The 11695-nt window shown below is 42.3% G+C and carries 9 protein-coding genes, 5 tRNA genes and 1 pseudogene; 9 read left to right on the plus strand and 6 right to left on the minus strand.

Annotated features, from left to right (window positions below; translation table 11 throughout):
• The first annotated feature begins 33 nt into the window (after positions 1-33).
• The 5 genes from FTU87_RS00820 (at position 34) to FTU87_RS00840 (ending at position 1325) form a co-directional block, all read left to right on the plus strand.
• Positions 34-118, plus strand: a tRNA-Leu gene (locus FTU87_RS00820).
• Positions 119-520: 402 nt separating this feature from the next.
• Positions 521-606: transfer RNA gene (locus tag FTU87_RS00825), tRNA-Leu, on the plus strand.
• 405 nt (positions 607-1011) lie between these two features.
• A tRNA-Leu gene (locus FTU87_RS00830) sits at positions 1012-1096 on the plus strand.
• 33 nt (positions 1097-1129) lie between these two features.
• Positions 1130-1203 (plus strand) — tRNA-Trp (locus FTU87_RS00835).
• Positions 1204-1240: 37 nt separating this feature from the next.
• Positions 1241-1325, plus strand: a tRNA-Leu gene (locus tag FTU87_RS00840).
• Between the two features lie 159 nt (positions 1326-1484).
• Here the strand turns inward: FTU87_RS00840 and FTU87_RS00845 are convergent.
• Positions 1485-1688 (minus strand): hypothetical protein, encoded by a 204-nt coding sequence (locus FTU87_RS00845; RefSeq protein WP_005096596.1) that lies wholly within the window; start codon positions 1686-1688, stop codon positions 1485-1487.
• 436 nt (positions 1689-2124) lie between these two features.
• On the opposite strand from FTU87_RS00845, the gene FTU87_RS00850 reads away from it, so the two are divergent.
• A complete protein-coding gene (locus FTU87_RS00850) occupies positions 2125-2397 on the plus strand; it encodes a hypothetical protein (protein WP_074383176.1) in 273 nt (90 codons plus the stop codon).
• A 15-nt stretch (positions 2398-2412) separates the two neighbouring features.
• Here FTU87_RS00850 and gloB read toward each other — a convergent pair whose 3' ends face one another.
• On the minus strand, positions 2413-3147 hold the full coding sequence (gloB, locus tag FTU87_RS00855) for a hydroxyacylglutathione hydrolase (RefSeq protein ID WP_074382958.1): 735 nt from the start codon (positions 3145-3147) through the stop codon (positions 2413-2415).
• A gap of 115 nt (positions 3148-3262) precedes the next feature.
• Positions 3263-3605 (minus strand): annotated as a pseudogene (locus FTU87_RS15210) (flavin reductase); the annotation flags it as partial.
• Positions 3606-3758: 153 nt separating this feature from the next.
• On the opposite strand from FTU87_RS15210, the gene FTU87_RS00860 reads away from it, so the two are divergent.
• A complete protein-coding gene (locus tag FTU87_RS00860) occupies positions 3759-4580 on the plus strand; it encodes a PhzF family phenazine biosynthesis protein (protein WP_180096489.1) in 822 nt (273 codons plus the stop codon).
• 142 nt (positions 4581-4722) lie between these two features.
• Entirely contained in the window at positions 4723-7494 is a 2772-nt protein-coding gene (locus FTU87_RS00865; protein WP_180096490.1) for a pitrilysin family protein, read from the plus strand.
• 368 nt (positions 7495-7862) lie between these two features.
• On the opposite strand, the gene FTU87_RS00870 is transcribed toward FTU87_RS00865, so the two are convergent.
• Positions 7863-8927: an amidohydrolase gene (locus FTU87_RS00870; RefSeq protein ID WP_005171518.1), complete on the minus strand. Its 1065-nt coding sequence runs from the start codon at positions 8925-8927 to the stop codon at positions 7863-7865.
• Positions 8928-9044: 117 nt separating this feature from the next.
• On the minus strand, positions 9045-9446 hold the full coding sequence (locus tag FTU87_RS00875; RefSeq protein ID WP_005096603.1) for a DUF3144 domain-containing protein: 402 nt from the start codon (positions 9444-9446) through the stop codon (positions 9045-9047).
• A gap of 112 nt (positions 9447-9558) precedes the next feature.
• On the opposite strand from FTU87_RS00875, the gene FTU87_RS00880 reads away from it, so the two are divergent.
• On the plus strand, positions 9559-10191 hold the full coding sequence (locus FTU87_RS00880; RefSeq protein WP_005096604.1) for a hypothetical protein: 633 nt from the start codon (positions 9559-9561) through the stop codon (positions 10189-10191).
• A gap of 7 nt (positions 10192-10198) precedes the next feature.
• Here FTU87_RS00880 and FTU87_RS00885 read toward each other — a convergent pair whose 3' ends face one another.
• On the minus strand, positions 10199-11653 hold the full coding sequence (locus FTU87_RS00885) for a CYTH and CHAD domain-containing protein (protein WP_074382955.1): 1455 nt from the start codon (positions 11651-11653) through the stop codon (positions 10199-10201).
• Between the last annotated feature and the right edge of the window lie 42 nt (positions 11654-11695).

Raw genomic sequence — 11695 nt, forward strand, 5'->3', positions numbered from 1 at the left:
TTGAAAAATCCAACGCTAAGTTGGTACCCCGATGGGGACGTGGCGAAATTGGTAGACGCACTGGATTTAGGTTCCAGCGCCGCGAGGTGTGAGAGTTCGAGTCTCTCCGTCCCCACCATCATATTAAAGCAAGGCTGATGCCTTGCTTTTTTATTGCCTGAAATTTATACCAGCTTTTTTAAGCTGTAAAATTTTGCTGTCTTTTACGCATAGGTTTAGTCTGTTGAAGAGCGTTAGAAAACGGGTCAATGCTCAGGAAAGGGCAGAGCTTCAGGAAACTTTGTTTTATTAGATGCAATAATTGATATTATCCAAGTCAGCTAAAGTCTAAATTTGAATATGTGATTCTCCTGTGGTGCGTATTGATCTTATCTGTTTCGATGAAACTAGGCGACAACAGTGCAAATAGGTCAGTATTTACACAATACTGAATTAATTGCTTAAATTTTGATATAAAAGTATTTTCCTGCTACAGAATTGCTTGTGAATCGGGTCTGATCGCTATAATATACACAGCCATGGGGATATGGCGGAATTGGTAGACGCACTGTGTTCAGGTCGCAGCGCCTTCTGGGCGTGAGAGTTCGAGTCTCTCTATCCCCACCATTATATTGAAGCAAGGCTGATGCCTTGCTTTTTTATTGCCTGAAATTTTATACAGCAATTTTCATTGATCTTATTCTTAAATCTTTATTTTGCTTGATAGAACGTGTGTGACGGAAGTTATATAAAAAGCATGGTTGCCTTATTTTGAATGCCGAGGCCATACAATATAAGGCTTGATCTGTAGTTTGTTTTTTATACATTTTGGTTTTTATGACACAAAATAAAGCTGAGACCTTTTAAAATACTGAATTTGTGGTTTCGTCTTCAAAGAGTCAAATTGTCTTGATAAATTTTATCAAAAGTAAAAAAATATAATTAACTGTTTAATTTCTAGCGGAATAGAATGTGATTGCTTGTAAAATCGCTTGTCAATGACGGTCTATCTCTATAATATACACAGCCATTGGGGACGTGGCGAAATTGGTAGACGCACTGGATTTAGGTTCCAGCGCCGCGAGGTGTGAGAGTTCGAGTCTCTCCGTCCCCACCAATTTACTTGAGTAATTGAGTAAACTGGCCGAGTAGAGGATTGGTGTAATGGTAGCATGACGGTCTCCAAAACCGTTCGTCAAGGTTCGAGTCCTTGATCCTCTGCCAAAGTTTGAAAAATCCAACGCTAAGTTGGTACCCCGATGGGGACGTGGCGAAATTGGTAGACGCACTGGATTTAGGTTCCAGCGCCGCGAGGTGTGAGAGTTCGAGTCTCTCCGTCCCCACCATCATATTAAAGCAAGGCTGATGCCTTGCTTTTTTATTGCCTGAAATTTATTTAATCAAGATAAAAAGAAAAGTCCGTCGAAACGGACTAAAGATTGGAGAATAGAGTTGCTGAATCAGTGGAATAATTTATTTATTTTTTTGATTGAAAATAACCTGCATCAGGCTTTTAAATGATCTTCAAATTCCTCACCCAGCTGGATCGCGAGTGCATTGCCGGCCAGATCACAGGTGACCAGACCGTATTCTTTTTTGAAACTGAAACTGAAACCACGATCATCAGCCAGGGTGCGAACGGAATATCCTAATTTTTCTAACCATAGTCGAAATGCAATCAGATTTTTAGCTTTAACCACTTTTTTCACGAGATCACTCCTTCATCATTGTTCTATCTTAAATAAGGGTGAGAAATTTTGTTTTAAAGGGCAAATTCCCATATTTAATTAATTTAATCTAATTTGAATGTTTAGTGAACATCGTATGCTCGCTAAAGAAGCAGTTTATGACTTAAGTAAATGATTTTTATCATATTGAATAGGTTGTAACTAAATATTAAGTTTTTATAGCATGTAAATAAACTTAATTATACTTTAATTTCAAAGGCTTATTTTGCTATTGATCTAAATTTGAACTTTATCAACACCATAAAATGTAAGAATAGGGAATGCCGAAGCATCGGCATATTAAAGTTGCATTGATTATTTAATCGGATCATTAGCAGCTGCTGGTTTTCTGAGCTATCGTTTGAGATGCATGCCCTATACTATCAAAAATGTAATTCTTGAATTAAATACGATTGCCATGACTGAGCTGACGATTGAACACAATGTGAATCAGAAAATTGAATGGATGCAGCAACAGGGCTTAGATCCGGTTGCTGTGATGCTGGGACATGAGGACTGGTTGAATTTTACAGTGCAATCGAAAGTAGCCTATACGCCGTTTGGTAGTGCACGTCGTTATCAACCGGCCTTAGCTGGTTTGCTGCTGGTACGTGTTGACGAAATGCAGGCAGTGCGTGTCGTCACTCAAGACGAACTGGATGCTTATGCGCAAAGTCACCAGATTCTTTAATATGGATCTTTAACTCTAGAACTGATCCTTCAGGGTTCTCAAGCGCTGAAACTCTTCCACACTATCCGCACGCAGGAAAGGATTGGTTTGTAATTCATCTTCAATGCTGCTTGGCAGCGTGCACTGGCCTAACATACGCAAGCGTTCGATATGCTCGAAGCGTTCCAGAATTGCCTGATTGTCCGGTTCGACATGTTTGGCAAACTGGGCATTCGAGAGGGTGTATTCATGCGTGCAATAGACCTGGGTGCGTGGTGGCAAGGCAGCCAGACGTGACAGTGAATGATACATCTGTGAATAAGTACCTTCAAAAACCCGGCCACAGCCCATGGCAAATAAAGTATCGCCACAGAACAGCACATCAATCGCATCAATGAAGTAAACGATATGGCCTAATGTATGGCCTGGTACTGCGATCACTTGAACATCTGCCCCATGAAAGCTGAACTGTTCTTCATGCTCAAGTGGATGCGTGATAAACGGAATTTTACTGAGTTCTGCACGCGGGCCATAAACAGGCAGATTTTGTCCCTGAATTAAGCCGGGCACACCGCCAATATGGTCTTTATGCCAGTGCGTTAACCAGATTTGACTTAAGGTTAAACCGTGTTCGGCACAATAATCTTGCACCAATCCTGCTTCGGTCGGGTCAATGACTGCGACCTGATGAGAAGCCGTATGTTCCAGCAACCAGATATAATTTTGCAGCGAGTTCTGGACATCAATACAGTGAATTTTAAAAGGCATCATAGCGCATCAAACCAAATGAAGATTGAGAATAAAGTAGCATAATTTCAGATGCTCTGGGCTTGCAGATATTATCTGCTCATCCGGGATAATTTTTGTTTATGTCCCATTTAAAAAATTATACGTCCGAATCATCAACGCTTACCGCCTTGCCAATGCTATAAAATTGTCCACCAGTCACATGATGAGTACTTTTCCATTCTTCACTCACTACATGATAATGTCAGTGACTGTCGCGGAAGACTGATCATTGGCATCGGCTGCAATCAGCTTGCCAATAAACAGATCATGCATTTGCTGGTTATACGGCCCGGGAATCAGCTCGCAGAGTATTTATGCAGCACAGCCTTGCCCAGAGAAATATCAAAACCAAAGAATTTAAATAACCTTAGGCCAGATGGTGCTAATTTTTCAGGTACATCATGCAGGCTCAGCCTACCCAGCCGATAGGATTTTTCTAGGAGAACACTTTGAAGATGGGGGTTGGTCATACCGCATCATTCACTATATTGGTGTATTTAAGTGGCTAGATTAGTTAGATTATTAGCATATTCAAGTTCACTCTTGCAAAAAAGCTTTTAAACTAGAGACTGTGATATTGAGGACTTCAGAAAATGAAAATGTACCAGGTCGATGCGTTTACCACGGAACTGTTTAAAGGAAATCCAGCTGCGGTGATTGTGCTGGAGGACTGGCTCGAAGATGGCCTGATGCAAAATATCGCCTTGGAAAATAATCTGTCTGAAACAGCTTTTGTGAAAATAATTGATGCAGAAAATTATGCCATTCGCTGGTTTACCCCGACCAAAGAGGTCGATTTTTGTGGTCATGCGACATTAGCGAGCAGCTTCGTACTTTTCAATCAATTTGGTACGGCAAAAACGATTCGATTTCATGTGAAAGATCTGGGTATATTTGTGGTCCATCAGGATGCGGATGGCAAGATCAGAATGAATTTTCCAATCCGCCGTGCAGTAGCCGTCACAGAATATCCAGCAGCTTTAAGACAGGCATTAAGCAAACCGTTCAAGCGGGTATATCTGAATGCACAAGCCTATATTGTTGAATATGAATCGGTACAGGATGTACTGGATGAAACACCTGATTTTGAACTGTTAAAACAGTTAAATGGCAAGCGTGCTGCGATTACTGCTCAAGCGACTTTACTGGATGTCGCAATCACCTCACAAGATACGCAATATGACTGTATTTCACGTTATTTTGCTCCGAGTAATGGCATCAATGAAGATCCGGTTACAGGTTCTATTCATACCGGAATTGCACCGCTTTGGGCAGAAAAACTGGGTAAAAATGAACTGGTCGCTTATCAGGCATCAGCGCGCGGTGGTGTACTTTATTGTGCTTTGCAAGATCAGGAACGAATTGAAATTTCGGGTTATGGCAAATTATATATGCAGGCTGAACTTTATCTTTAATCTCTGATTACATAGATATGCATGTCGTCAGGCAAGGCGGCATGTTATTTTAATGATTCAATTTAGAAAAGACTATTCAGAATAAGAATCATTCTCTAAAATGAGCGCAAATAAAAATTTACATTGAAAATCTGGATGAATAATGTTGGTACGTTATAAGAATTTAAGCTTGGCGATTTTGTTGTCGGGTTGTAGTGCGCTGAGTTTTGCACAACCTGTTTTGGTGAAAACTGAACAGAATGTGGAGGAGTATCGTCTTGATAATGGTTTACGAATTATCCTGGCACCGAATGATAAAGAAAATAAAATTTTTATGAATACGGTGTATTTGACCGGTTCACTGAATGATCCTAAAGGAAAAGGTGGTCTGGCGCATCTGCTGGAACACTTGGCTTTTAAAGGCACTAAAAATGTCAAAGGTGATGAATTTCAGCGTCGGCTCGATCAATATACCTTAATGACCAATGCCAGTACCGATTATTATTCAACCAAATATACCAATGTCATTCGTCCTGAAAAAACGGCGCTCAGTGAAGTGATTTTTCTTGAAGCTGAGCGTATGGATCAGCTGGTTCTTCAGGAAAAATATGTACCGACCGAAATTGATATTGTAAAACGCGAACGCGAAATTCGTCTGGATCAGCCATTTTCAGTACTCATGGATCAGGTGTTCAAGTCGGCTTATGGCAATCAGTATTTGGGCCGTTTACCGATTGGTGATCTGAATGAGCTGCAATCCATCAATATGCAGGAATTGAACCAGTTCTACCGGAGCTGGTATGCACCGAATAATGCCTTTATGGTGATTTCAGGCAAGTTTGATAAGGCGGAAGTATTAAAGCAGATTGATAGCCATTTCAGTCCGATTCAATCGCGAAGTGTACCGGCGCAAGTGAAAGTTCCGGCTTTAAAACCTGAGCAGATTCAACAGCGTGAATTTACTGTGCAAAAGGGCAGTGATCTGGCCAAATTCAATATTTACCTGAATGGTCCGGATGAAAAGATCAAGACTGCTTTGGCTGTTTCGCCGACGCTCTATACCTTGCAACCGAGCGGGCATTTATATCAGAGCATGGTGGAAAGTGGAAAATCGACCATGGTGCAATCTAGCACCTGGTTAGATAAAGACTTTAATCTGGTGTTTATGGGCGCGATCTATGCACCCAATCATCAGCCAAAAACTGTGGAACAAAGTTTGATTCAAGGCGTAGAGCAAAGCCAGCCATTTACCGAGGCCGAATTAAACCGAGTTAAAAACCTGACCCGCAATCAGGCTGATAATATTAAAAATAGCGCGACTGCATTAGGTTCACGTTTAAGTGATTATGCCGTGGCTTATTCGGGTGACTGGAGCCAGTATTTTAAAGATCTGAATGCGATTGAAAACCTGAATGTGAGTCAGGTCAATCAGGTCTATAAAGGCTTTCTAAAACCTGAATATCGTATTTCTGGCAATATCCTGCCAACACCTGAAGATCAGAAAAAAGCGCAGGAAGTGACACAGACGGAAGCACCGAAAAAAACACTGGACCAACAGGCTGAGACAGAAGAGCCTTTAAAGGATGTCAGTGTTTATCAGGCGGAAGTGAAGCAGTATGTAGCGCAATCCAAGCAGTATTTATCTGCCAAGGACAAGCAGATTCAGCGTGGTAAGTTAAAAAATGGCATTAAATACGCGCTATTCCCAACCAATATTCGCGATGACAAGGTGTATGCCACAATTTCTCTGGATTTTGGGACTGCGCAAAGCCTGATGAATAAAGGCGAGATTCTGGATCTGACCGCGTATTTAATGCTGCGCTCATCGGAAAGCCAGAGCTTGCAGCAGATTGCTGACAAAATTATCGAAGTAGGCGGTTCAGCGACTGCCAGCCCATCGAGTAATGGCCTGAACATACAGATCAGTGCCAAAAAAGAGAAGTTTGCAGAGTTTTTCCAATATGTGGTTGATGTACTAAAAAACCCTGCATTTGAGCAAAGCCAGTTTGATTTGATCAAGGGTCAGACCTTATCCAGTCTGGATCGTCCTTATACCGAGCCAGATACAGTGTCGAGCCTCACCATGGCGCGAACCATCGAAGTTTATCAACCCGGTGACATTCGTTTCCATTTTGAACCTGAACTGGCCACCAGGCAGTTTAAAGCAGCCACTCGTGAGCAAGTGGTCGCTTTGTATCAGCAATTCTTTAAAACGCATCATGCACACATTGCAGTGACTGGGGAATTTCAGCCAAAATCTATACAGAAAATGCTGAAAAATAGTTTCGCGGACTGGAAAGCGGTACAGCCTTATGAACGCCTGAAATCAGAATATCGAAGCTATCCAGCCCAAAAAATTCATGCATTATCTGAACAACGTGAGTTCGGTAGTTATCAGGCATTGCTGACCTTCCCGGTGGGGGCAGACCATGCAGATGTACCTGCTTTACAAGTCTTCCGTCATATTCTGGGTGACTCTCAACTGTCTTCCCGTTTGGCTCAGGAATTACGTGAAAAAAATGCGCTGGTCTACGGTTTTAGTGCCCATGTTCAGTTTAATGAATGGGCCGATTCAGGTGCTTTGGCACTGGGTGCCAATTATACCGCAGGTAAATCTGCACAGGTTTCTCAAACGGTGCATCAGGTACTCAATGAGCTGTTAACACGTGGTGTAACTGAACAGGAAGTGGAAGCGGCCAAAGCCAGCATTTTGAAAAAACGTGTCAATGCACTGGAAGATGATCGCCGTATTCACAGTATGTTGGTTCCTCAACTGGAAAAAGATCGTAAGCTGATTTACCGTGAAAAACGTGATCAGGCGATTGCCCAACTGACGAAAGCCGATATTGATGCCGTGATTAAAAAATACATCAAGCTGGATCAGTTGGTCGAAGTGATGGCTGATCAGTACGGTAAGCAAGTTAAAACATCATAGTGTTAATAAATAAAAAATCCTCTTACTTAAGGGGATTTTTTATTCTTCAATATAATTAAAAGCTCTAATTTAAGTTGCTTTTCTGGTAAGCAGGATTCTACTTAAAACGCCAGATAGCACAGCACTGGGTAAGTTCCACCAGAAAGTGGCAAAAAGAAACAGGAAAATCCCAGCTGATACTAATATTGCTCCAACAGCGATATCTTTATTAAAGGGAAGGTGAATAATATGTTGGTAATAATATGATGCGATTAAACTAGAAAAGATTGCTCAGCAAGTATAGAAAAGCCTATCTGATCGGGGACTCGCGATTATTTCCTCCCAGAGCATATGTATTTTCCTTCTTTCTTTAAAAATCCAGACGCTTCTTATAATTTATAAAATGCTTTCGCATTCTCATAAAAAACTGGCTTTAACGCGTTTTCATCATAGTCCTGAACAATATCGCTAAAAGCATCAATGATATTCACGAGTGAGCTGCTGACACTGTCCATTGGAAAGTTGGAGGCAAACATCAGGCGTTCAGAACCAAAGCAATCTAAAGCATGCTGAATCAGGGGAGCTGCACGTTCCAATAATTCCTGTTTATTGGCTAACCGTTTCTGCTGATGAAAATCATGACCTAGAACGGGCATAAACAGGCCAGACATTTTAGTCGATACATTTCTGCACTCGGACAGTTCAGCCAGTTGATCTTGCCAACTTGAAAATATCAGGGCGCGATCTTGTTCGGTCTTGCCTGTAGCTTTGCCCACCTTGCCAAATAAGCCGACAGGCGTACCGAGGTGATCTAGTGCGATGGGTGTTTTAGGAAAGGCTTTAGCCAGTGCAGTCACATCAGCAATCTGGCTCGAATAGACCCAGGCATCAAAACTTAAGTCTTGCTGGGCCAGTTCCTCAAAGCCCTTCAGGAAATCTTTGTTGCGATAGAGATGCGGCTCATCGGTCCAGGCATGAATGCCTTTGTCTGGATGTACCGCAGCCATTTTACGGATGCCGCGAAATTTTGGAGAAGCTTCCTGATGCAATTGAATCAACTGTTTAAAGTTTTTCTGCCGCGGATCCGCCGTAGCGATAATGCCACCGAGCTGGATATTATGCTGATCAAAAGGAAGTCCGGCCACAAAACGGGTTTCATCAACCACGCCTGTACCTTTCTGATCATGCCAGCTGGCTTCAACATGCACAATTTGTTCGACTTCATAATGCCCTAGATCTTTGTTGTAGTTCGCAGGCAGATAAGGGGCGGTCAGATGCTCGGTCAGGCCAATGGTCTCAATCACATCTTTAGGTTTGAGCAGCCGCACCATTTTGTCCAGTAATTTAGGATATTTGCCAAACAGTTTTACGGCAAATGCTGCCGCGTGTGGGGTGTTGTACGGATCCCATTGGTGAATATGTGGGTCAATGATCGGGAAGGGAAGTTGCTGCATGCTATGCCTTGTTTTAGTGTATTTATTATTCAATTTATATGGGGCTAAAATCAGTTCGAAGTCAAGATGATAAATTACAGCAAATAAAAAAGCCCCGAGGGGCTTTTCGTATTTTAATCAATGATCGTGCTTGTGATCATGGTTATGCTTGTTGGCATGAAACTCTTCATTGTGACGGAAACGCAAATAGTTTTCGAACTGTTCACAGTATTCATCATAGTTATCTTCCAGCATCATTTGGAATTGCTGCATAATATAAGACATCACCTGATCTTTGGCATCGCGCATTTCGTTGCCATCTTTAAAGTTATTCGCTGCCACCCAGGTATTGAAACGGGCAGTACCAAATAACATGGCTGCACTGACTTGACCGCGCTTATCACTCGGTTTTTCCTGCGAGCCTTTTTCTACGCGACAAAACTCGTTGGCTTGTTGAATAAATTCATCAGCACGTTCAAAGAATGCCGCATTTAACGCTTCTTCTTCGGTTACATCGGTTGCTTCAATCTTTTGAACCATGAATTTTTCCTGACCATCATAAAATCTTAATGGCTAATTATAGGCAAAGCCTTGCAGAAACTAAACCTTTGCCTTAATCTAAAAATAGCCTAAGCATATAAAAGTGAATGCCATGCAGGATGCGATTGCGGTACAAAGTCTGAAAAGTGATATTGCCTTATTGCGCCAGAATATCTGGCCACCGGCAAATCTGGCCAATGTCGAAGGTCTGCCGATTTATTATGGAACCAAATCGCAGGTCGAAGAATATTACACCCAGTGGCTTGGTCTGATTGAAAGGGCGCAGGATCTGTTCCAACCTTTCATGGACGATGAAACCCTAGATGCTATCCATCTTCCCAGTCATTTAAACTTGCCGCTGTTTTATTTTCATGTTGACCGAATCAGGCTAAATAAAACCCGGGCCAAAGAATCTAAAACTTTTCGTGGTGTGGCCAGCTTGATTGAAAAATGCGGGCAGTTTGAACCCGAACAGATCGCAGCCATGCGACACTGGCTCGACAGTGACGATACCGCGGCTTTGGTGGCACACCGCGAATTTGTAGACTTACGTACTTATGTGTTTCAGCATGGTCAAAGTGAATATACACGTACCCGTTTTTATGTGAATGGTATCGTGCTGAGTGTCGAGCCACATTTTGAGCTGATCGATGCCCGTGATAAACCACGTAAGCAACGCAGTGATAGTTATAATGACCCTCTGGCCGATAATAATACCTGGAAAGTGTTTGGTAAATATCGCTAGCCCGGTTTTACCAGAAGGGTTTGGTATTTTCAGCAAACTGCTGTAAACGCTCGGCTGCTTCACTCGACAAACGCTGCTGTTCCGCGCTTATCCAACCCAGCACAAACCAGGCTTTGCTATTTTGCTTGACATACGGTCTAAACAGTTCGTCTGCCACAAACAGGTCGTTATAATGCCCCAAGCTTTCCTGTAAGGGTTTTAGGGCTTTCAGATAAGTTTTCACATCCTTTTCAGGAAATAAACTCTGTAAAAATTCTACGTTATAGCGCAAGCGTTTCACCCGTTTACGGGTGCGATGCCGCGATTCAATATCCAGTTCCTGATAGTTTTCGGCATCCTGACAAATTTGCTGATGTAACTTGCTCAAACCTTTACACAAAATTTTATGCGAAGATTTGGCTTTGCTATGCGTTTTTTCCTGACTAAAGCTGAGTAGTTGCAGTATCAAGTCCACTGTAGCTGTTTGTCTGAACAGCGCGCTAATATCTGGCTGTTTTTGTCGGTGTGGTGGTAATTTTAATAAGGGTGAGCCGGCTTTTTCCAGTTGCGGAATCAGACTTTCTGCAAGGGCATCGCGATCTCGGGTAGAACCCAGTTGCTGAAAAATATCTCGCAGCTGTTCCGGCCATTCTGGCTGTACATGTTCAGTCACAGACTGAAAAATTTTAAAGGCACTGCGTAAGCGCCGGATCGCGACACGTGCCTGATGCACATGATCGCTGTTATAATGATCAGCGGCAATCGCAGTTGCATTCGGAAAAAGATGAGCCAGACAGTTGGCTACGATTTTCTTTAAAATAGTAGCAATCTGATCTTTCTGCTCAAGTTCTAATGGCAGCTGATGCTGCACAGGCAGACTTTCTTCACCCTGTAATAGGGCATAACCGCGTTCCGATTTACTCCGCGTATCCAGCCATAAATCATAACGTTGAATCCATGGCCGAATGAAATCAATCAATTCGCTCAATTGACCGGATTTTAGCTCAAATTCGACTTCATAAATATCAATGGCTTGATCCTTATGGCGAATTTCCCCTACATCAAAGGCAATCTCAATCTGGCTATTTTGATGTGTTTCGGTCAGTACATAACGCGCGACATCTGTTTCAAATTGCAGAATAAGCGGTATATCCAAATCGCCAAGCGCCTGTTTCAGGATTTTTTTTGCCGGTTTGTGTTTGCGATATAACTGAAAATCACAGCTTTCAGGTGGGCTTTTTAATGTATGTTCAAGTTCAAAACGTTCAAATTGCTGCTCAGTAGGTGCTTTCAGGGTTTGAATCCATTGCTGGTCTTCTAGACGTTGTCGCAAGGCGATTTGATTTTGTTGGAGTTGTTGTGCTTCAGTATCGAAGTAGCGCGCACATAAACGATGCCGAGTCGGCTGAAGCTTCTGGAAGTCCTGTTCAAATTGTGCACGTGACTGTGACGGAATCTGGAATTTAAGCTCTATTTCTGCCATCGGGTCATTCCTTCTCGATGTAGGTTATACAGATCAATATAG

Source organism: Acinetobacter sp. YH12156 (assembly GCF_013418235.1).
GTDB lineage: Bacteria > Pseudomonadota > Gammaproteobacteria > Pseudomonadales > Moraxellaceae > Acinetobacter > Acinetobacter pseudolwoffii.

Bases quoted from the DNA above. Each gene is read 5' to 3' on its own strand.
- FTU87_RS00850 (WP_074383176.1), top strand. From the start codon at position 2,125: ATGACTGAGCTGACGATTGAACACAATGTGAATCAGAAAATTGAATGG.
- gloB (WP_074382958.1), bottom strand. From the start codon at position 3,147: ATGATGCCTTTTAAAATTCACTGTATTGATGTCCAGAACTCGCTGCAA.
- FTU87_RS00860 (WP_180096489.1), top strand. From the start codon at position 3,759: ATGAAAATGTACCAGGTCGATGCGTTTACCACGGAACTGTTTAAAGGA.
- FTU87_RS00865 (WP_180096490.1), top strand. From the start codon at position 4,723: ATGTTGGTACGTTATAAGAATTTAAGCTTGGCGATTTTGTTGTCGGGT.
- FTU87_RS00870 (WP_005171518.1), bottom strand. From the start codon at position 8,927: ATGCAGCAACTTCCCTTCCCGATCATTGACCCACATATTCACCAATGG.
- FTU87_RS00875 (WP_005096603.1), bottom strand. From the start codon at position 9,446: ATGGTTCAAAAGATTGAAGCAACCGATGTAACCGAAGAAGAAGCGTTA.
- FTU87_RS00880 (WP_005096604.1), top strand. From the start codon at position 9,559: ATGCAGGATGCGATTGCGGTACAAAGTCTGAAAAGTGATATTGCCTTA.
- FTU87_RS00885 (WP_074382955.1), bottom strand. From the start codon at position 11,653: ATGGCAGAAATAGAGCTTAAATTCCAGATTCCGTCACAGTCACGTGCA.